Source organism: Sphingobium sp. RSMS (assembly GCF_005406185.4).
GTDB lineage: Bacteria > Pseudomonadota > Alphaproteobacteria > Sphingomonadales > Sphingomonadaceae > Sphingobium > Sphingobium fuliginis.
Genome location: NZ_CM191258.1, coordinates 1014102 through 1033613, shown reverse-complemented (window position 1 = coordinate 1033613; position 19512 = coordinate 1014102). Strand labels below are relative to the sequence as shown.

Annotated in this window: 17 protein-coding genes; 11 read left to right on the top strand and 6 right to left on the bottom strand. The window is 66.4% G+C overall.

The features are described from left to right. Position 1 precedes the first annotated feature (1 nt). The 7 genes from EGM87_RS22650 (at position 2) to EGM87_RS22620 (ending at position 7035) form a co-directional block, all read left to right on the top strand. Positions 2-259, top strand: a complete 258-nt coding sequence (locus tag EGM87_RS22650) for a hypothetical protein (RefSeq protein ID WP_137708749.1) — start codon at positions 2-4, stop codon at positions 257-259. After that, the gene (locus EGM87_RS22645) at positions 249-815 is read left to right on the top strand and encodes a hypothetical protein (RefSeq protein WP_137708750.1); all 567 of its coding nucleotides are present in this window, start codon (positions 249-251) and stop codon (positions 813-815) included. The genes EGM87_RS22650 and EGM87_RS22645 overlap by 11 nt, the downstream gene beginning before the upstream one ends. Then, complete coding sequence (locus tag EGM87_RS22640) at positions 812-1174, top strand: DUF4326 domain-containing protein (protein WP_171009930.1); 363 nt, start codon at positions 812-814, stop codon at positions 1172-1174. Before EGM87_RS22645 ends, EGM87_RS22640 begins: the two co-directional genes overlap by 4 nt. Positions 1175-1208: 34 nt before the next feature. Next, positions 1209-1415: a helix-turn-helix transcriptional regulator gene (locus EGM87_RS22635; RefSeq protein ID WP_171407221.1), complete on the top strand. Its 207-nt coding sequence runs from the start codon at positions 1209-1211 to the stop codon at positions 1413-1415. Continuing rightward, on the top strand, positions 1408-2430 hold the full coding sequence (locus EGM87_RS22630; protein WP_171009931.1) for a tyrosine-type recombinase/integrase: 1023 nt from the start codon (positions 1408-1410) through the stop codon (positions 2428-2430). Before EGM87_RS22635 ends, EGM87_RS22630 begins: the two co-directional genes overlap by 8 nt. 123 nt (positions 2431-2553) lie before the next feature. After that, positions 2554-4746, top strand: a complete 2193-nt coding sequence (locus tag EGM87_RS22625) for a TonB-dependent receptor (protein ID WP_065846771.1) — start codon at positions 2554-2556, stop codon at positions 4744-4746. Positions 4747-4917: 171 nt separating this feature from the next. Next, positions 4918-7035, top strand: a complete 2118-nt coding sequence (locus EGM87_RS22620; protein WP_025551311.1) for a putative bifunctional diguanylate cyclase/phosphodiesterase — start codon at positions 4918-4920, stop codon at positions 7033-7035. Positions 7036-7225: 190 nt separating this feature from the next. Here EGM87_RS22620 and EGM87_RS22615 read toward each other — a convergent pair whose 3' ends face one another. Then, the gene (locus tag EGM87_RS22615) at positions 7226-8077 is read right to left on the bottom strand and encodes a glucose 1-dehydrogenase (protein ID WP_044661049.1); all 852 of its coding nucleotides are present in this window, start codon (positions 8075-8077) and stop codon (positions 7226-7228) included. Positions 8078-8173: 96 nt separating this feature from the next. On the opposite strand from EGM87_RS22615, the gene EGM87_RS22610 reads away from it, so the two are divergent. From EGM87_RS22610 to EGM87_RS22595, 4 genes are all read left to right on the top strand, one after another. After that, on the top strand, positions 8174-8782 hold the full coding sequence (locus EGM87_RS22610; protein WP_025551314.1) for a flavodoxin family protein: 609 nt from the start codon (positions 8174-8176) through the stop codon (positions 8780-8782). Between the two features lie 6 nt (positions 8783-8788). Beyond that, positions 8789-9745, top strand: coding sequence for a cation diffusion facilitator family transporter (locus tag EGM87_RS22605; RefSeq protein WP_025551316.1), 957 nt, complete (start codon positions 8789-8791; stop codon positions 9743-9745). A 120-nt stretch (positions 9746-9865) separates the two neighbouring features. Continuing rightward, positions 9866-11155: an MFS transporter gene (locus tag EGM87_RS22600; RefSeq protein ID WP_025551318.1), complete on the top strand. Its 1290-nt coding sequence runs from the start codon at positions 9866-9868 to the stop codon at positions 11153-11155. 22 nt (positions 11156-11177) lie between these two features. Further along, positions 11178-11909, top strand: a complete 732-nt coding sequence (locus tag EGM87_RS22595; RefSeq protein WP_137708753.1) for an SDR family oxidoreductase — start codon at positions 11178-11180, stop codon at positions 11907-11909. A gap of 6 nt (positions 11910-11915) precedes the next feature. Here EGM87_RS22595 and EGM87_RS22590 read toward each other — a convergent pair whose 3' ends face one another. The 5 genes from EGM87_RS22590 to EGM87_RS22570 all read right to left on the bottom strand — a co-directional run bounded on the left by EGM87_RS22590 (position 11916) and on the right by EGM87_RS22570 (position 19510). After that, complete coding sequence (locus tag EGM87_RS22590) at positions 11916-13952, bottom strand: M3 family metallopeptidase (RefSeq protein WP_103001545.1); 2037 nt, start codon at positions 13950-13952, stop codon at positions 11916-11918. 84 nt (positions 13953-14036) lie between these two features. Continuing rightward, positions 14037-14426: a nuclear transport factor 2 family protein gene (locus EGM87_RS22585; RefSeq protein WP_137708754.1), complete on the bottom strand. Its 390-nt coding sequence runs from the start codon at positions 14424-14426 to the stop codon at positions 14037-14039. Between the two features lie 203 nt (positions 14427-14629). Next, complete coding sequence (locus EGM87_RS22580; RefSeq protein WP_025549998.1) at positions 14630-15652, bottom strand: family 8 glycosyl hydrolase; 1023 nt, start codon at positions 15650-15652, stop codon at positions 14630-14632. Continuing rightward, the gene (bcsD, locus tag EGM87_RS22575; protein ID WP_137708755.1) at positions 15642-16118 is read right to left on the bottom strand and encodes a cellulose biosynthesis protein BcsD; all 477 of its coding nucleotides are present in this window, start codon (positions 16116-16118) and stop codon (positions 15642-15644) included. Before bcsD ends, EGM87_RS22580 begins: the two co-directional genes overlap by 11 nt. Beyond that, a complete protein-coding gene (locus EGM87_RS22570; RefSeq protein ID WP_025550000.1) occupies positions 16118-19510 on the bottom strand; it encodes a cellulose biosynthesis protein BcsC in 3393 nt (1130 codons plus the stop codon). Before EGM87_RS22570 ends, bcsD begins: the two co-directional genes overlap by 1 nt. Positions 19511-19512: the final 2 nt, after the last annotated feature.

Genomic DNA, 19512 nt, shown 5'->3' with positions numbered 1-19512 from the left:
GATGGTCTGGCTGGTTGAACTGAACGACCTGGGCGGGATCGATGTGGGCCAGTCCGCATATATCCCGACGCACCCCGGCACCGTGTTCGAAGACGATCAGGAGCGCGAAGCGTGGCTCCACGCCATCGACTGCATTGAGGACCGGATGGAAAGCCTCCGCTCGTCCATGAAAACCGCACGTCGCAACCTGCGCCGCTTGAACCGCAGAGAGCAGGCCCGCGCCATAGCAGAGAGAACGAGATCCACCCATGACCGATAAAGCACCCGTGACGGTCGAGCAGGCATTGCCAGACCTGATCGTTACAAAGGGCGGTGTTCCGTTCGCAGATCAGGCCGAGGGAATCCGGCAGTTCAAGGCGGCATGCCTCGCGGCGTCTAAGGAAACCGACCGGCTGGCGCGCGACCTTAACATCAAGAACGCCGACCACATTGCTCTGTGGCTGGAGGCGAATATGGCTGACAGCGGCCTTGGGTGGTTGGCGTGTCGAATCGTGGAAGCCCATGAGCAGTCCACCGCCGCGCTGGAAGAGCAAATCACCGGCCTGATCCACGATGTTGAGCGATACATCAAGGCAGGATCGGAAGAAGCTGCACGAGCGGCAGCGCTGGAAGAGGAGATAAAGCGGCTGAGGGAGGCGCTTACCCCGAGCGGATCGACCAAGGCCGCATATCACGGTGAGTTCTCATTCAATCTGCACCGCATCGATGATTGCGGCGACGAGTATGTCGAGAAGGTCTACGTGCCTTGGGATACCGTCAAGCAGATCATGAAAGCGATCCTCGCCCGCACAGCACTTGAAGGGCGCGGATCATGAGCGTGGTGGAGAAGCCAAGGCGCGTGCAGCTATCTCGCAGGAAGGGCTGGCGGATGCCTGAGAACACTGTGAAGGTCGACCGGACCACGAAATGGGGCAATCCATACCGCGCTGGCGTCCATTGCGATCATCAGCATGCGGTGGACTGTCACCGGTTCCTTTTGACACAAGGAAGGCCCGCAAAGACGGCCCCATGGCCAGATTCACCGCCGATGAACTACGCACTCGCGGTAGCTGGGAACATAGCGGAACTGCGTGGCAAGAACCTAGCCTGCTGGTGCCCGCTCGATCAGCCGTGCCACGCTGATGCGCTGCTGGAGTTAGCGAACGCGCCCGCAGCACTGGATGGGGAGGGGTAGGGTGGGGGCGCATATTCCATTCTGGCCGCGCATGATGAAGAGGGCGACGGCCTGTGCCTATCTCGATTTGTCCTCCGCGGAGTTCGAGCGGGAGATAGCCGCGGGACATTTGCCGCACCCGATCAAGCTGGGCAACACCGAGCATTGGAGCCGTTCCCAGCTTGACGAACATATCGACCGCCTCACTGGCGCCGCGGTGGCGAATGACTGGAGAAAGGCCAGCCCGTTATACAATGGCTAGAAAGTCCAAATCGGGTCTTCTTTACGTCAAGACCACGACCAGCAAGGGGCATCGCTACTGGTATTTCGACACTGGTACTCTCGACGCCCGCGGGAAGAAGGTGTTCGCCCGGCTTCCCAGCATCAGCGACAAGGCGGCTTTCGGTACGGCCTATGCTGCCATGCTGGGCCACCGCACCCGTAGAATGAACGCCGCGGGGGCGCTCACCTTGGCCAACGTTATCGCGCTTTATCGGAAGAGCCAGCGATACACCAGCTTGGCCGCGGGGTCGAAGCGCATCTACGACATATATTTATCCGAACTGGAGCGGATGCTCGGCATGGGGCCGGCGAACGAAATCACCCGCGGCGATATTGTGCTGATGGTGGACAAGCGCGCCGATCAGCCCGCGGCGGCCAACATGCTTCTCAAGGTCACAAGGGCGATGTTCAAATGGGCGCGCAGCCGCGGACACGTCACCGCGGACCCATGCACAGACATAGACCTGAACGACCTTGGTGAGCATCAGCCATGGCCTGATGATCTGCTGGCAGAAGCGCTTGCAGCCGACGATCCGCAGGTTCGATTGGCGGTGCACCTTCTCTATTTCACCGCTCAACGCATAGGCGATGTCGTCGCGATGAAGTTTGGCGACATCAAGGAAGGCTCACTGTTCGTCCGTCAGCAAAAGACGGGCAAGGAACTGGACATTCCGGTGCACAAGAGCCTCGCTGCGGAACTGGCGAAATCAGGGCGCCAGATTGGCCCGATCCTGATCAACGACCGCGGCAAGCCGGTCAGTGTCGCATTTCTCCGCGGGCGCTTGCAAAAATGGGCGAAGACCCGCGGGAAAGAGATAGTGCCCCATGGGCTGCGGAAGAACGCCGTGATGGCCCTGCTGGAGGCCGACTGCACGGTGGCCCAGACCGCGGCCATCAGTGGACAGACCCTCCAGATGGTCGAGCATTACGCCAAGCAAAGAGACCAAAAAAGGCTGGCAAAAGGCGCGATTGCGAAGTGGGAGAACGGAGGGTGATTATTCAAACCAAAGCAAAACCAAACCCCCGCGGCCCGGCCCGCTTGCGTCAGATTTAACCAGCGGTTTACCAAGTCCGCCTATGATCGGCGGATTGAAAAAATATAGCGGGTTTCGTGGGCGATGACGAATTTTGGGTACAGGCGGCGATGGAAGTGGGCACTTCTGGTTTCCGCGACGATCGAACTGGCAGCTTCCGGCACGGCCCGGGCGCAGGCCCCGGCCGATGCGGACATGCGCGCCGACATCACGGTGACGGCGCGCAAGGTGCCGGAACCGCTGCTGAAGGCGCCGCTGGCGGTCACCAGCATTTCGGGCGATTCGATCGTGGCGGCGGGGTTGCAGACCATCACCGACCTGACCCGCATGGCCCCCAATGTCGACATCGGCGGGGGCATTGCAGGCCAGTTGCAGGGGCAGATCTCGATCCGCGGCATCTCCACCCTGGTCCGCAATATCGGGCTGGAAACCGGCGTCGGCATCTATGTGGACGATGTCTATGTCGGCCGGCCGGAAAATTTCGTCCAGCATCTTCTGGATGTCGACCGGGTGGAAATCGTGCGCGGCCCGCAAGGGACGGAATATGGCAAGAACACCATCGCCGGCGTCGTCAACGTCCAGACGAAGCAGCCCGACGCCGATCCCGGCGCCTCCATCCGGCTGGACGCGGGCAATTACGATTACAGGCGGGGCGAGGCGGTGCTGGGCACGCGCCTCAACGAACGGCTTTCGGTGCGCGGCGCGGTGGCCTATGCCCGGCAGGACGGCTTCTACAAGCATCTGTCCGGCGGCAGGGATGCGGGATCGACCGACCTGCTGACCTGGCGGCTGTCGGCCAAATATGCGCCGACCGACCAACTGTCCTTCATCGCCCGGTGGGAGGGGCTGCGCGACCGCGGCACGCCCGCCTTCTTCCAGGCGGACGCGCTGGCCGGCTATCCGGCGGATTTCCCTTCGCGGGAGCCGCTGCACATCAACAACAACCGGCCCAACCGGTTGCACCGCGACAGCCAGGGCATTTCGCTGAGGACGGAATGGGCATCGGACGCGATCACGCTGACGGCCATCACCGCCTATCGCGATTCCTCCTATCATGCCTCGCTGGACGACGATCAGGAGCAGGTCGACTTCGTCTCCGCGGACAATTTCAGCGACGATTCCCATTTCTTCAGCCAGGAACTGCGGCTGGCGGGCGGCACCGGCAAGCTGCGCTATCTGCTGGGCGCCTATTATTTCGACCAGATGGTGCGCACCGACCGGGGCCTGGGTCTGGGCGCCGATACGGGCGTGCCGGGCGAACCGATGCTGACCACCAAGGGCAGCGTCAAGACGGAGAGCGGGGCGCTGTTCGGGCGGCTCGACTATGAACTGACCGATCGCCTGTCGCTTTCCGCCGGCCTGCGCTACACCAGGGAGAAGAAGCGCGCCCATTTCGTCCAGGATGACGCCAGCGGGACGGGTATCTTCACCTATCTGGGCTTCCCGAACCTCACCTTCGACGGCCGGTCGACCGATGACGACCTGTCGCCCAGCGCGACCATTTCCTATGAGGTCGTGCCGGACGCCAATGTCTATGCGCGCTTCTCCCGCGGCTTCAAGAGCGCGGCTTACAATGTCGACCTCGCCTCTTCGCTGGGCGGGCTGACCGCCAGCCCGGAAAAGGCGACCAGCTATGAGGTCGGCTTCAAGATGCTGACGCTGGACCGGCGGATGCGGCTGAACCTTGCCGCGTTCCACACCGATTACGACCGGTTGCAGGTGTCGCAGGTGCTGGGCAGCGGGCTGGCGCTCACCAATGCCGGCCGCGCGCAGGTGGAGGGCGTGGAAGGCGAGCTGTCGCTGCAACTGACGTCCCGGCTGCGGCTGGAGGGGAATGCCGCCATTCTGGACGCACATTATAAGAGGTTCGACAATTGCGGCGTTCCCGCATCGGTCATTCCCTCTGTCGGCAGCCCCAGCACCGACTGCACCGGCAACGACCTGGTCCTGGCGCCCCATTTCACCGGCTATGGCGCCGTCAGCTATGAGGTTCCGGTGCGGATCGGCACGATCTTCGCCCGCGCGGATGTGGATCACCGGTCGACCGTCTATTTCGAGCCGACCAATTCGGACGCCTTCAAGGCCGGGCCGCGCACGCTGGTCAACCTGCGTTTCGGCCTGCGTCGCGGGCAGTGGGACATCGCCGCCTGGGTCCAGAACCTGACCGACAGGATCTACAAGACCTATGCCGACGACCGGTCCGGTCTGGGCGTGTACCGAACGGCGGCATACGGGCCGCCGCGCACCTATGGCGTCAGCCTTTCGGCGGCATTTTAGGACGTTGCGCTTGGGCGTGCTGGCTATGGCCCATATGGCGGCCATTAAGGAAATCTTAGCCAGCAAATGGTGAAACCTTCTTAAGGGCCGCGGCGCCGGGACAGCAGGAGTAGAATGGCGGACCAGATTTCATCGCGGTCACCTGATGAATTTCAAGGCAGGCAGGACCCGATGGATGGCGACCAGCAGATACTGGCGTCGGCAGGGGTCTTGCGGTGGTCGGTTGACGGGGATGGGCTATGCCATCCCGATGCCGCCACCGCGAGCCGTTTCGGCGTGCGGGACGGCCAGCCGCTGCTTCGCTGGTTCCGCGGCGTGCACCGGATCTTTCGCAAGCCCGTGCTCCAGCTTGCCCGCGCCGTTCTGCGCATGGGCAGGGCCGAAGCGACGCTGACGCTGGAGGATCGTGAAGGCGTCATGAGGAATATGCGTGTCGTCGCGCGCATCCGTCGTGACGGGGCGGGCCGGCCGGCGGCCGACCTGGTGATGATCGACGTCACGACCGAACATGCCGAAATCGGACGGCTGCGCCGCAGCACGGAAAATCTGCGCCTGATCGTCGAATATAATCCTCAGCTTCCCTGGCTGGCCGATCCCGACGGCCGGATCATCGACTTCACCGATCGCTGGCTGGAAAGTTCCGGCCTGGACCGGGAGGAGGCGGAGGGCAATGGCTGGCTTGCGGCGACGCATCCGGATGACATCGGCCCGCTGACCCACCGGATCACCCATTCGCTGACCACCGGCGAGCCCTTCGACGTGCGCGTGCGGCTGATGGTCAACGACCAGTATCGCTGGATGCGGGCGCAGGCCTATCCCCGGCGCGACGAGGAAGGCCGGATCATCCGCTGGTACGGCTATACCGAGGACATCCATGAAAGCGTGCTGATCGAGGAGCAGATACGCTGGAACGCCGAGCATGATTCGCTGACGCAACTGCCCAACCGGGCGATGTTCAACGCCTGCCTGGACAAGGCGCTGGCGAGCGCCATGACCGACTTCAAGAAGGTCGGCGTCTTCCTGCTCGACATCGACAATTTCAAGGACGTCAACGACCTGATGGGCCATCATGCCGGTGACGAGCTGTTGAAGAGCTTTGCCTCCCGCCTCAAGGAAATCTTCGCCGGCGACGGGGTGGTGGCGCGGCTGGGCGGCGACGAGTTCGCCATATTGATCGAGAATGTCGAAAGCCGACAGCAGCTTGCCGATCTCGCCAATCGCGTCCTCACCATTCGGGAGACGCTGTTCGCCGCCGGGCGCTCGCTCGAATGCCGCGGCAGCATCGGCGTGGCCGCATTCCCCGAGGATGGCCGGGTCGCGACGGAACTGCTGCGCCATGCCGACCTGGCGCTTTATCGCGCCAAGTCGCTGGGCCGGGGGCGCATGCAGATGTTCGAGCAGTCGCTGCTGGAGGACATGCAGGAGCGCGTGGCCATGATCAACCGGGCGCGGACCGCCGTGCGCGACGGCACGATCATCAGCTATTATCAGCCCAAGGTGTCGTTGCAGACGGGCGAACTGGTCGGGTTCGAAGCGCTGCTGCGGTGGCGCGACAGTTGCGGCACCATCCGCTCGCCCGCCGAAATCTACGCGGCGTTCGACGATCATGACGTCGCCGACATGATCGGCCAGACGATGACCAGCCAGGTGTTCGCCGACATGGCCGCATGGCGCGCGCGCGGGCTGACGCTGGGGCATGTCGCCATCAACGTGTCCTCGGCCGAATTGCGGCGGGAACGCTTTGCCGGACGCTTGATCGAGACCATGGACCGCTTCTCCATCGCGCCCGATTCCATAGAGATCGAGATCACCGAAGGGGTGTTCCTGGGCGCGGGGTCGGACACGGTGCGCCGTTCCATCGACGAACTGCACATGTGCAACATCCCGCTGGCGCTGGACGATTTCGGGACCGGCTTCGCCTCGCTTTCCCATTTGCGGTCGCTGCCCGTCAGCACGCTGAAGATCGACCGTTCCTTCGTCAGCGGCGTGACGGCGCGCGAAAGCGATGCCGCCATCGTTTCCGCGCTGATCACGCTGGGCCGCGCGCTCAACATGAAGGTGGTGGCGGAAGGCGTCGAGGAAGCGGACCAGTCGGTCAAGCTGCGCGAACTGGGCTGCGACTATGCCCAGGGTTTCTATTTCGGCCGCCCCGCGCCGTCGGAGAATATTCCCGCGCTGATCCAGTCGTGGAGCGAGAATAGCGCCATCATCACCCTGAACCGGCGGGCCGCGCCCTGGTCTCCGCGCGGGATGCGCGGGGAAGGCCGCGCGGACTCGCTGACCGCCTGAGGGAAGACCGGATCCCGGTCAGGTGAGGCGCAGCGACGTGATGCGGCTTCAATCCGCTCGCGCCTGGAGCACGCTGCGCCAGATCGGACGCGGGTCGCGTGCTCCAGCTTTCTGTTGTCCGATCCTTTCAGGCGGAAAACCGGTTCCCGCCCGTCGGCAGGCTCAGGGCAGCTTTTCCGCACGATTGGCTCTAGCCGTTGACGATGGTGCCCCCATTGGGATGCAGCACCTGCCCCGACATGTAGCTGGCGTCATCGCAGGCGAGGAAGAGGAAGGACGGGGCGACTTCATTGGGCTGGCCCGGCCTGCCCATGGGCGTGCTTTCCCCGAAATGCTCCAGCTTTTCCGGACTTGCCCCGCCGCTGGGGTTGAGCGGGGTCCAGATCGGACCCGGCGCGACGGCGTTCACCCTGATGCCGTCCCCCACCAGATTTTCGGACAGCGACCGGGTGAAGGCGGTGATCGCCCCCTTGGTGCTGGAATAGTCGAGCAGTTCCTTCGACCCCTGATACATGGTGACGGAGGTGCAGTTGACGATCGCCGCCCCGCGCTTCAGATGCGGGCGGACCGCCTGCGTCAGGAAGAACATGGCGAAGATGTTGGTCTGGAAGGTGCGGCGCAGCTGTTCCTCGCTGATGTCGGTGATGTCGCTGTCCGGGTGCTGCTCGCCCGCATTGTTGACGAGGATGTCGATCCGCCCGAACTGCTCGACCACCTGCGCCACGGCCCGCTGGCAGAAGTCCCGGTCGCCCAGGTCGCCCGCGATCGTGAGCGCCCGCCGCCCTTCCGCCCTAACGATCCCGGCGGTCTTTTCCGCGTCGTCATGTTCGCAGAGGTAGAAGATCGCGACATCGGCCCCTTCGCGGGCATAGAGCGCCGCGACCGCCCGCCCGATTCCGCTGTCGGCGCCGGTGACGATCGCCACCTTGCCCGCCAGCCGGCCGGAGCCGGGATAGCGCGGTTCCCATTCGGGCTTGGGCTCCAGCCGGCTTTCATGGCCGGGCAGGCCATCCTCATGGATCATCTCTTCGGTATCGGGCATCGCAAATCTCCTTTCCCCGAAGAACACATTGCCTGCTGGGGAGTTCATTGGCTGGAGCCCGGTTCGGCGCGTGGATGGGGCGGATGGAGACATGCGATGGTTCTGAAAGCCCTGGCCCTCAACTGCAGCCTCAAGGCGGGGGACGGCGAATCCAGCTCGACCGACGCGATGATCGCGGTGCTGGCGAAGGCCCTTGCCGCCCATGACGTCGAACTCACCGGCACGGTGCGGGTCGCGGCGCTCGACATCAGGCCCGGCGTGACGTCCGATGAAGGAGAGGGCGACGCCTGGCCGGCGTTGCGCCGCAGGATATTGGACCATGACATAGTGATCTTCGGCGGCCCGATCTGGCTGGGGCAGATCAGCAGCGTCGCCAAGCGGGTGCTGGAACGCATGGACGCCTTTCTGGGCGAGGCAGACGAGCGGGGCCGCATGCCGAGCTATGGCAAGGTTGCGGTCGCGGCGATTGTCGGCAATGAAGACGGGGCGCATTTTTCGACCGCGCAATGGTTTCAGGCGCTGAACGATGTCGGCTGGACGATTCCGGCCACGGCCGCCTGCTATTGGGTGGGGGAAGCTATGGGCTCGATCGATTTCAAGGATCTGGGGGAGGTGCCGGAGAAGGTGGAGAAGACCGCGAAGATGGTGGCGGGCAATGCGGCGCATCTGGCCGGCCTGCTCCGGTCCTCCCCCTATCCGGGCTGAACCCAGGTGGCGAAAACCGGCCGCGTCGCGCACATCCGGGAAAATATCGTCCTTTACGGCGCGCTGCTGGCCAATATCGGCATTGCGGTCGCCAAGTTCGTCGCCTCGGCCCTGACCGGCTCCTCCTCCATGCTGACGGAGGGGGTGCATTCGATGGTCGACAGCGGCAACCAGTTGCTGCTGCTCTATGGTCAGGCCAGGGCGAAGAAGCCCGCCGACGCCGCCCATCCCTTCGGCTATGGGCGGGAGCTGTATTTCTGGGCCTTCGTCGTCGCCATCCTGATCTTCGCGGTCGGCGCGGGCGTATCCATTTATGAAGGCTGGCTCCATATTCGGCAGCCGGAGCCGCTGCGCGACCCCGCCGTCAACTACATCGTCCTGGCCATCGCCTTCCTGATGGAGGGCGCATCCTGGACCATCGCCGTGCGGGAATTCGGACGCAAGCGCGGCCCCAGCAGTTGGTGGCAATCGATCCGCCGGTCGAAGGACCCGGCCGGCTTCATCGTCCTGTTCGAGGACAGCGCCGCGCTGATCGGGCTGATCGTGGCGGCCATCGGCGTCTGGGCCAGCCATTATTTCGGCAATGCGCGGCTGGACGGCGTCGCCTCCATCGTCATCGGGCTGGTGCTGGGCGCGGTGGCGGTGCTGCTGGCGCGGGAGGCCAAGGGCCTGCTTATCGGGGAGAGCGCCGACCGGGCCATCATCGACGCGGTCTGGGCGCTGCTCGACCGGCGGCCGGAGATCACCGCCGTCAATCACATCCGCACCATCCACACCGCGCCCGACGCGGTGTTCGTGGCGATCAGCGCCGATTTCGCCGACGATCTGCGCATGGGCCGGGCCGAAAGCCTGATCGAGGAGATGGAAAGCGAGATGAAGCGGGCGATTCCCGAACTCACCTCCATCTATATCCGTCCGGAAAAGCGGGAGGACGCCCTGGTCCAGCCGCGCGCTTCCGCCTGACGGCCGGCCCGCCCCGCCTGTTCGCGGCCTTCCACGTCCATATTCCGTCAATTGGCCCCTTGACCATCTGATGACGATCGTCATCTAACGCCGGTCGATCGATCCGGGAGGAAGGCCTTCATGCTGTCAGCGACTCTCGCCCGCCAAATGGGCACGCGGCAAATCCATTATGGATGGGCCGTGCTGGCCGCGACCTTCTTCACCATGCTGGTCGTCGCCGGCGCCGTGGGCGCGCCCGGCGTGTTCATCATCCCCCTGCAAAAGGAATTCGGCTGGAGTTCGGCGGATATTTCCGGGGCGCTGGCGATCCGTTTCCTGCTGTTCGGCGGGATGGGCCCGTTCGCCGCCGCCTTCATGAACCGCTTCGGCGTGCGGCGGATGATGCTGATCTCGCTGTCCATCATCGTCGGCGGACTGCTGCTGTCGATGGGCATGACCCGATTGTGGCATCTCGTCCTGCTGTGGGGCGTCGTCATCGGCATCGGCACCGGGCTCACCGCCATGGTGCTGGGCGCCACCGTCGCCACGCGCTGGTTCGCGCACAGGCGCGGGCTGGTCATGGGGCTGCTGTCGGCCAGCACCGCCACGGGTCAGCTGGCCTTCCTGCCGCTGCTCGCCGCGCTGACGGAGCGGTTCGGCTGGCGCGCCTCGGTCCTGCTGGTGTGCGGCGCGATCCTGCTGGCGGCGATGGTCGTGCTGCTGCTGATGCGCGACCGTCCCGCCGACCTCGGCCTGCCGCCCTATGGCGAGAGCGAGGTGCATCCCGCCCCGCCGCAGCCCGCCAGCTTCGGCGCCCTGTTGATGAGCCCGCTCCGCATCTTGGCCGATGCCGCGCGGGTGCCCAGCTTCTGGATATTGTTCTTTTCCTTCTACATCTGCGGTGCCAGCACCAACGGGCTGGTCCAGACGCATTTCATCGCGCTTTGCGGCGACTATGGGCTGGCGGCGGTGGGCGCGGCGTCGATGCTGGCGATGATGGGGCTGTTCGATTTCGCGGGCACGCTGGCGTCGGGCTGGCTGTCGGACCGGTTCGACAATCGCTGGCTGCTGTTCTGGTATTATGGGCTGCGCGGCCTTTCGCTGCTCTATCTGCCGTTTAGCGACTTCTCGTTCTACAGCCTGTCGGTCTTCGCGATGTTCTACGGCCTCGACTGGGTCGCGACCGTGCCGCCGACGGTCAAGCTGACGGCGCAGCGTTTCGGACCGGAGCGGGCCAATGTCGTGTTCGGCTGGATCTTCGCCGGGCATCAGCTCGGCGCGGCGAGCGCGGCGCTGGCGGGCGGCCTTTCGCGCACCGTCTGGCAAAGCTATATGCCCGCCTTCGTCGCGGCGGGGATATTGTGCCTGATCGGGGCGGGGCTGGTGCTGCTGATCAATCGCGGGCGGAGCAAGACCTTCGTCCTCGCCTGACCGGCTGTGTGGAGAGGCTTGGATGCTGCAAGGAAAAATCGCCCTCGTCACCGGAGCCGGACGCGGCCTGGGACGCGAGATCGCGCTGGGCCTGGCCGGGGCCGGCGCGCATGTCCTGCTCCATGGCCGAAATGTCGAGCAGCTTGAGGCGACCGCCGCCGCCATCGCCGCCTCGGGCGGGACGAGCGCGCCGCTGATCTTCGACCTGCAGGATGGCGAAGCGCTGCGGGCGGCGCTCGGCCCCTGCGGCCCGATCGACATATTGGTCAACAATGCAGGCCAACGCGACCGCAGGCCGATTGGAGAACTGGACCGGCCCGCGGTGCGGCGGATGCTGGAGGTCAATCTGGTCGCGCCCTTCGACCTCGCCCGCACCATCGCGGCCGGGATGAAGGAGGGCGGGCGGATCGTCAACGTCACGTCCATCGCGGGCCAGATCGCCCGGTCCGGCGACGCGGCCTACACCATGGCGAAGGGCGGGCTGGACGCGCTGACGCGGGCGCTGGCGGCGGAACTGGGCAGTCGCGGCATCACCGTGAACGCCGTCGCCCCCGGCTATTTCGCGACCGAGGCCAATGAGGAGATGACCGCCGACCCCGCCATAGCGGATCACCTCGCCCGCCGCACGTCGCTGGGGCGATGGGGCCGGCCGGAGGAGATTGTCGGCCCGGTTCTGTTCCTGGCGTCAGACGCGGCATCCTACGTCACCGGACAGGTGCTGGCGGTGGACGGCGGCTACACCGCCCACTTCTGAAGCGATTCAGGCGGCCAACCCCCGCATCCGCAGCAGCGCGTCGACCTCCGGCGCGCGCCCGGCGAAAGCCCGGAAATTCTCGGCGGCGGGGCGGCTCGCCCCGGCGGCAAGGATTTCACGCCGGAAAGCGGTCGCCCCGCCGCCCGGAATGTCGGCATGGGCGAAAATCTCGAACGCGTCGGCCGACAGCAGTTCCGCCCAGAGATAGGAATAATAGCCCGCCGCATAGCCGCCCGCGAAGATATGGCTGAACGCATGGGCAAAGCGGTTCCATTCCGGCGGATGCACCACGGCCACCGCCTTGCGCACCTGATCCAGCACGGCGTTGACCCGCGCGCCCTGTGCCGGGTCATAGTCGCGGTGGAGCAGCAGGTCGAAGGTCGCGAATTCGATCTGCCGCAATATGGCAAGGCCCGCCTGGAACTGGCGCGCCGCCAGCAGCCGGTCGAACATCGCCTGCGGCAGCGGCTCGCCGCTGTCGACATGGCCGGACAGGCCGATCAGCGTGTCCCCGTCCCAGGCGAAATTCTCCATGAACTGGCTGGGCAGTTCCACCGCGTCCCATTCCACGCCGCTGATGCCGCCGATCGACGGCAGGTCCACCTCGGTCAGCAGGTGATGCAGCACATGGCCGAATTCGTGGAACAGCGTCACCACGTCATTATGCGTCGCCAGCGAAGGCCGGTCGCCCGCGGGCGGCGCGAAATTGGTGGTGAGGTAGGCGATGGGCAGATGCAGCCGGTCGGCATCGCGGAAGCGCGAACGGCACACGTCCATCCACGCCCCGCCCCTTTTGCCCGCCCGCGCGAACAGGTCGAGATAGACGCCCGCCACCACGCTGTCGTCCGCGTCCAGCACGTCGTAGAACAGCACGTCCGGATGCCAGGTCGGCACGCCCTGCCGGGCGACGAGGCGGACGCCGAACAGCCGCTCGATCAGCGCCTGCGTTCCCGCAAGCACGCGGGGCAGGGGAAAATAGGCCTTCAGCGCCTCCTGATCCACGCCATGCAGCGTGCGGCGCATTGCTTCGGCCACATAGGAAAGGTCCCATGGCTGCACATCGTCCAGCTCCAGATGCTCGGCCGCGAAGGCGCGCGCCTCCGCCAGTTCGCGTTCCCCGACCGGCCGCGCCCGCCGGGCGAGGTCGGCCAGGAACGCCAGCGCTTCGTCCGCGTCGGCGGCCATCTTGGTCTCCAGCGAATGGGCGGCGGAATCGGCAAAGCCCAATATCTGCGCGGCTTCATGACGCAGCGCCATGATCGCGTCGATCCGTTCGCTATTGTCGTGGCTCCTGTCCTCCGCCTGATCGGAGGCGCGGCTGTTGTAGGCGCGATAGACCCGCTCCCGCAGCGCCCGGTCCTGCGCATGATAGAGGATCGCCAGCACGCTCGGCTGGCGCAGCGTGATCAGCCAGCCGGTCAGCCCCTTTTCCTGCGCATAGGCGGCCAGGATCGCCCTGTCGCTGTCCGGAACGCCCGCCAGCGCCGCCTCGTCGGTGACATGCTCGCTCCAGGCCTCGGTGGCGTCGAGCACCGCATTGCCGAATTTGGTGCTGAGGTCGCTCAACTCCACACCGATGTCCAGGAAACGCTGCCGCGCCTCACCCTCCAGCGCGACGCCCGCCAGACGGAAGCCACGCAGGGCGAGATCGACGGCCCGCTGCGCGGCGGGCGGCAGGCTGGCGAAATCGGGGCGGGCGGCGAGGCGGGCGACGGCATCGTGATGGGCCCGGTTCTGGCCCGCCTCCATCAGATAGGCGGTCATCAGCGCCTGCGCTGCGGCGTGCGCTTCCCGCAATTCGGGCGTGTCAGCGACGGAGGCGAGATGCCCCACCGGCGACCAGACCCGCGACAGCAGGAAATCGGCGCGCTCGGCGGCCAGGATGACCGCGTCGAAATCATCCTTCCCGCTGGCGGTGATCCCTTCGATGGCCGCGCGGTGGGCCGCGATCGCTTCCTCCATGGCGGGGACGACATGGGCAGGCCGGATGGCGGCGAAATCGGGCAGGTCGCTGTCGGCAAGAAGGGGATTGGCGGTGGTCATGGCTACTCGTGGCTTGCGGGCCTCCGTGGCAGGAGGAACAGCCTCTAATTGGGCGCGGGCGAGCGGCTGTTCAAGCGTTTCCGGTCAGGCGAGCGTCAGATAGATTTCCGCTTCGATGACCCAGTCCGCGCCGACCTGCCGCCATTTGGCGCTGTAGGTGCCGGATGCGAGGGGACGGTCCGAACCGGCGGTCACGCCCTGCCATCGGCCATGCTCCATCGCGATGGGTTCGACCGGCGAGGCGACGATATGCTCCGGCGTGCGGGTGTAGACGGTGCGCTCCGCTGCGGCGAATTCCCGCTTCCACGCCTGAAGCTGCGCCTTGCGGCCGGAGATCACCGTGCTGTCCGATCCGGTGACGAGCATGGCCTGGGGCGCGAGCAGGGGGCCGATGGCATTCAGGTCCGCCTCCGCCAGGGCGCGGTTGAAATCGGCGCGGCGCATGCGGATGGCAAGGTCGGGGGGTGTCGTCATCGGGCGGCTTTAGGATTCTTGACCGGAAATGGCCAGTTTAAGACATTCCCCTCCCGCAGGCGGGAGGGGTTAGGGGTGGGTGCGAGCGCAGCGAGCTTCCAGCTTAGCCGTTGAAAACTCACGCTGATGCCGCGCCAGCCCACCCCCTAGCCCCCTCCCGCCTGCGGGAGGGGGAATGTCCGCAATCCACCCCGGAAAACCGCTCAAATCCGCATCTGGTTCATCAGTCCCAGCGTCGCGGCATAATAGTCCTGATCGGCGGCGGCGGCCGGCAGGTTGCGGTTCAGCAGGCGTCCGGCGATGGCGGTGGCGCCGGCGGAGAGCGCATAGGGCGCGGTTTCGCCCGTGACCACATTCACCCAGGCGGGCAGCGGCCTGCCCGCGCGCACGAGGGCGAGCCAATAGCGCGCGATCGAGTCGCAAGCGCTCCGCCGCCCGCTCATCAGGCAGTAGAGCGGCACGCGGATGCCTTCGAAGCCGAAGACCGGATCGCGTCCCTCCGCCGGTTCGACCACGCCCTTGCCCTTGATGTCGAGCCAGTCGGCGGGAAGGCCGGAGGGGCCGAAGCGCGCGGCCTTCAGGATCTTCAGCCCATCGGCGGCCAACGGACCCCAGACGCGCGGTTCCAGCCGGGCGAAGGCGTCGATCGCCGGCCAGACATAATAAGAGGGGTTGACGATCACTCGATCCGCCTTGGCGAAGCCGACAAGGCCGGGCAGCAGCAGGGTGAAGCCGTGGCGCTGCACGATCAGCTTCTGCGCGACCGCGCCCCGGACCGCTGCCGACTGCTGCAGATAATCCGCCTTGCCCCAGCGGCGACCCGCCATCAGCAGCGCCCAGGCGATCAGCAGGTCGCCGTCGGTCGCATTGTTGGGATCGGCCACCGGATCGGCGCGGCCGGGCGTGTAGCGCCAGCTATGCAGCGCCATGTCCTTGCGCAACAGCGTCTGGGCGGTCCAGCGCGCCATGACGTCGAAGGCCGCGCTGTCGCCCGCCGCCTGCGCCAGCGCCATGCCATAGCCCTGACCCTCGCTATGGCTGACGCCGCCATTGCCATTGTCGACGATCCGGCCTTCTGGCGCCAGGAAGCGGGCCTTGTAGCCCTGCCAGAGCGCGGGATCGAGCATCAGGCCGTCCATGGATTTGGCGGAGGACTTGGCGCGGGCGCAGCCGGTCGTCAGGGCAAAGGCGAGGGCGGTCAGGACCGTCCGCCGTTCAAATCCCATGACGCAGTTCGATATGCCCGCCCTGGCTGCGTGAAATCCGGGTGCTGAGCCGTTCGCCGCTGCCCATCTGCCGGAACCATGCGTCATAGGCTCCCTCCAGGATGAAGGGGGCGACTCCGGCCCATATGCCGTCGGCATCACCCTCCAGCCTTTCGGGCAGGCCGTCATGGAAGATGTCGATTCCTTCATCGTCCAGTTCGAATCGGACGCTGCCCCAATGCAGCCTGTCCCAGACCATGTTGCCGTGCTGGGTCAGCCTGTCCATATCCTTGGCATTGACGATCGGATGGCTTTTGGCAAGCCGCGCGCCGACCGCGCGGAAAAAGCCCTGCATCTGTTCCGCCGAGGCGGCGGAGGCGATTTCGCCGAGGATCAGGCTGACGAAGCGCTGTGCAGCCTCCCCGCCGGATGCGAGCATGGCGATGTCCTGATTGCCCGCCATCGGGAAATCCTTCACGAACAACATCAATTGCCTCCGATATTCTGCTTGAGCCCGATCAGTGTCTTGAACTCCTTATATTCACCGAAAGTGTTGATATTCAGTTCCCCGCCCAGCCGCGTGTTCGGGCTGACCCGATAGGAAATCGCGCCGGCCGCCGACAGGCCGAAGCCGGTCTTGCTGATGCTGTCATAACGGGAACGGACGTCGCTGTTCTGGCTCTTGAGGAAATCCAGCACGCCCTGCGCGCCCGGCTCCGTCGGATAGACGGGCTCACCCTGCTGATCGTAGCTCTGATAGCCGGGCGCGACGCTGGCCTGGATGCTCATCGGGCCGTCATTCGTCCAGTAACGGATCGGGAAATTGACGCTGAGGAAGCTCTGCGGGCTGAAATAGCCGCCATGGCCGTAGGTGAAGTAATTCTGGTTGTTGTCGTAATTCTGGTAATTGACGTTGAAGCCCACGGAAACGCCCGAGCGCGCATTCTGCCACGCCCGCAAATAGCCGCCGGCATTGATCTCCACGCTGTCATTGTCGCGCACCGCCGTGCCGTCATAATGATAGAAGGAGCCGTCGGCATAGACGCCATTGCCGTTGCGGTCATAGGACAGGGACAGGCCGCCGCCGCTCTTCATCACAGCGCCCCAGAAGGCGCCGGTGCGTGGGTCGTCCGTGCCAGCATAGGCGATGATGCTGTCGGTCACGGGCTTGCGGTCGGCCCAGATGCGGGCGGTGGCGTTGGTGGACAGGCGGGGCGTCACCTCGATCCTGCCGGTGACATGCTCCTTGGGGAAACCCAGCGGCGTGACGCCCGCTTCCAGCTTCAGCAGCTTGCTGACATAGCTGGCGGTGACGGCGACGCCTGACTGATGCTGCGTTTCGGCGCTGGTGAGCTGGGACGGCTGCTCGTCCACGATCCCCTGCGCCTCGGGCGTGGCGTTGGTGCCGAAGCGGGCGAGGCCCGACCCGGTCGGGCGGCCCGAATCCAGCACGACCGCCGTTGCCTTGACGCCGACCCGGCCCCCCGCGACGGGTGCGGAGAGGGAAGCGCTGCCAGTCATTTCGCGCAATTTGCTGAGGCCCGTTTCGCCCGAGCGCGACCGATAGCCTGTGTCGACGTCGACGCGCGGGCCGCTTTCGTCGGCCGATTGCTGCAATTGCTGGTCGATCTCCGCCAGCACCGGATCTGCGGGGACGTTCGTTACGCCGCTGTTCCGATCGGCATAGGCCTGATCGGCATAGACCGGGTTGCCGTAGGAAGGCGCCGGGGCCGCCATTCCGGGAAAGCCGGCGGGGGCGGCATAGCCCGGCGCGGGCGGGTAGGCGGGCATGGCAGCCGGGGCGGGCACGCCAAAGCCTGACCCCACGGGCGGCTGAGGGGCAAAGCCCATGGGCGGCGCATAGGGCGCCGACAGGGCCGCGGGATTGCTGCCGAGCGCGAACGGATTGACCGGCTGCGGCGCGACCATGGCGCGGAAGGGGTTGGCCGATTGGGGCGCCGCCGCGAAGGGATTGCCGTTCGCCATGACGGCGCCAGGCGCCATGCCGGTTTCGCGCATGTAGAGCGCCCGGGCGGTCTTGAGGTAACGCGCCGCGTCCCCGTCATTGCCGCGCGTGCGGGCCATGCGGGCGGCTGCCATATAGACCCGGTAATCGGCCGGATGCATCTGGATCGCCTGCTGGGTGACGGCGCGCGCCGTTTCCATGTCGCCCGATGCGCTGGCCGTGTCGATTAGGCCCACCATCGCGTCGCGATCCGCCGGCTTCTGCGCCAGCAGCATGCGGAAGGTCTGCGCCGCCTGCGCGTTGAGGCCGCCCGATTGGTACAGCCGCGCCAGGGCGGAAAGGATTTCCTCATTGCCCGGCGCATCGTTCCATGCCGCCTGCAACATGTCGAAGGCCGGGGCGAACTGCCCCGCCTGCCGCATCCGGTCCGCCTGCGCGGCCGCCAGCGTCGCCTTCAGATTGCCGAGGCTGCGCTGGCCCTGAAGCGAGGGGCCGGCCAGCGCCGACGCCTTCTGCACGGCGCTCATGGCGATGCCGTCCTGTCCGGTTTGCGCCAGCACCCGCACCGCCGCGTCATAGGCGCCGGCATCATTGGCGGGGGCGTCCAGCGCCTGCGCCGCCAGCTGGCCCGCGCCGCGCGCATCGCCCAGTTCCAGCATGCCCTGCGCCAGCGCCCCCATGCGGTCGGCGGACAGGCCGCGCATCTCCGACGCCTGGCGCAACATGGCGAGCCCCTGGCCCTGCGCGCCCCGTGCCCCAGCGGCCTTCGCCTGGGCGATGGTGGCGGATATGCCGAGGCCGGCGATGAAGTTGCGCATCTCCGCCGTGCGCTGCCCTTCCGGAATGCGCGCGGCGACGGCCTGCGCATCGCCGGTGCGTCCCGCGCGGTCCAGGATCAGCGCGGCGGCGTAAAGCGGTTCGGGCTTGTCGGAATAGGAAAGCTGGCGGACCAGCGCGTCCTGCTCCGCCACGCGGCCCTGCTGCTGAAGCAGCCCGGCAAGATCGTAGGCGACCCAGGGATCGTCGGGCGCATTGCCCATGGCGGCGCGCAGCAACTGTTCGGCGCGGGCGCTGTCCCCTGCGTCCAGGGCGGCGCGCGCCTCGTTGCGGGTGGCGCTGGCCTGGGCCGTGGCGGCTCCAGCGCCGGCCTTGCCCAACTGGCGGTAGAGTTCGGCCGCCTCATTATAGCGGCCCTGCCGTTCATAGACGCTGGCCAGCACCGATACCGCAGGCCCCTTGTCGCGAAAGTCCGACTGGCTGAGCGCGGTGGCGAGCCGCTCCGCCTGCGCGAGGTCGCCCTTGTCGAGCGCCGTCCGGGCGGAGTCCAAATCGGCATAGAAGCGCGCCGACTGCAATGCCTCGGCCCATTTGCCCGCGCCCCCCATGCGCGAGGCGCGGGTCAGCAGGTCGCGGGCCTGCGCGAATTCGGACTTGCGCAGCCGCACGATCCCCATGCCGCCCAGCGCGTCGGCGTCGTTGGGATTGGCGGATAGCGCCGTGCGGAAGCGGGCGGCCGCGGCGTCGAGCTGTCCGGCCTCCAGCGCGCGGAAGCCGGCGGCACGGGCGTCGCCGCCCCGGTCCGTACGGGTGGGGCGCGCGGGCGCGGTGCGCGCCGGGGCGGGCGCCGCCGTCTGGGCAGGAGGGGCAGGGCGCGGGGCTTGCGCAGGCTGCGGCCTCGCCGCGGCCTTGGGCTGGGGCGCATTGCCGGCAAGGCCGCGCCGCGCTTCGGCATTGGCGGGATCGATGGCCAGCACCCGGTTATAGGCCTGTCGCGCCAGGTCGCCGCGTCCCTTGGACTGCCAGTAGCGCGCCTGCTTGAGCAGCGGGGCGACACCCTGCACCTCCGCCTGCGCCAGGGGCATCGTCGCGATGGCCAGCAGCGGCAGGCCGAGGATGGAGATCGTCTTCTTCATGA

Coding starts and splice junctions, on each gene's coding strand:
- EGM87_RS22650 (WP_137708749.1), top strand. CDS start 2: ATGGTCTGGCTGGTTGAACTGAACGACCTGGGCGGGATCGATGTGGGC.
- EGM87_RS22645 (WP_137708750.1), top strand. CDS start 249: ATGACCGATAAAGCACCCGTGACGGTCGAGCAGGCATTGCCAGACCTG.
- EGM87_RS22640 (WP_171009930.1), top strand. CDS start 812: ATGAGCGTGGTGGAGAAGCCAAGGCGCGTGCAGCTATCTCGCAGGAAG.
- EGM87_RS22635 (WP_171407221.1), top strand. CDS start 1,209: ATGAAGAGGGCGACGGCCTGTGCCTATCTCGATTTGTCCTCCGCGGAG.
- EGM87_RS22630 (WP_171009931.1), top strand. CDS start 1,408: ATGGCTAGAAAGTCCAAATCGGGTCTTCTTTACGTCAAGACCACGACC.
- EGM87_RS22625 (WP_065846771.1), top strand. CDS start 2,554: ATGACGAATTTTGGGTACAGGCGGCGATGGAAGTGGGCACTTCTGGTT.
- EGM87_RS22620 (WP_025551311.1), top strand. CDS start 4,918: ATGGATGGCGACCAGCAGATACTGGCGTCGGCAGGGGTCTTGCGGTGG.
- EGM87_RS22615 (WP_044661049.1), bottom strand. CDS start 8,077: ATGCCCGATACCGAAGAGATGATCCATGAGGATGGCCTGCCCGGCCAT.
- EGM87_RS22610 (WP_025551314.1), top strand. CDS start 8,174: ATGGTTCTGAAAGCCCTGGCCCTCAACTGCAGCCTCAAGGCGGGGGAC.
- EGM87_RS22600 (WP_025551318.1), top strand. CDS start 9,866: ATGCTGTCAGCGACTCTCGCCCGCCAAATGGGCACGCGGCAAATCCAT.
- EGM87_RS22595 (WP_137708753.1), top strand. CDS start 11,178: ATGCTGCAAGGAAAAATCGCCCTCGTCACCGGAGCCGGACGCGGCCTG.
- EGM87_RS22590 (WP_103001545.1), bottom strand. CDS start 13,952: ATGACCACCGCCAATCCCCTTCTTGCCGACAGCGACCTGCCCGATTTC.
- EGM87_RS22585 (WP_137708754.1), bottom strand. CDS start 14,426: ATGACGACACCCCCCGACCTTGCCATCCGCATGCGCCGCGCCGATTTC.
- EGM87_RS22580 (WP_025549998.1), bottom strand. CDS start 15,652: ATGGGATTTGAACGGCGGACGGTCCTGACCGCCCTCGCCTTTGCCCTG.
- bcsD (WP_137708755.1), bottom strand. CDS start 16,118: ATGTTGTTCGTGAAGGATTTCCCGATGGCGGGCAATCAGGACATCGCC.
- EGM87_RS22570 (WP_025550000.1), bottom strand. CDS start 19,510: ATGAAGAAGACGATCTCCATCCTCGGCCTGCCGCTGCTGGCCATCGCG.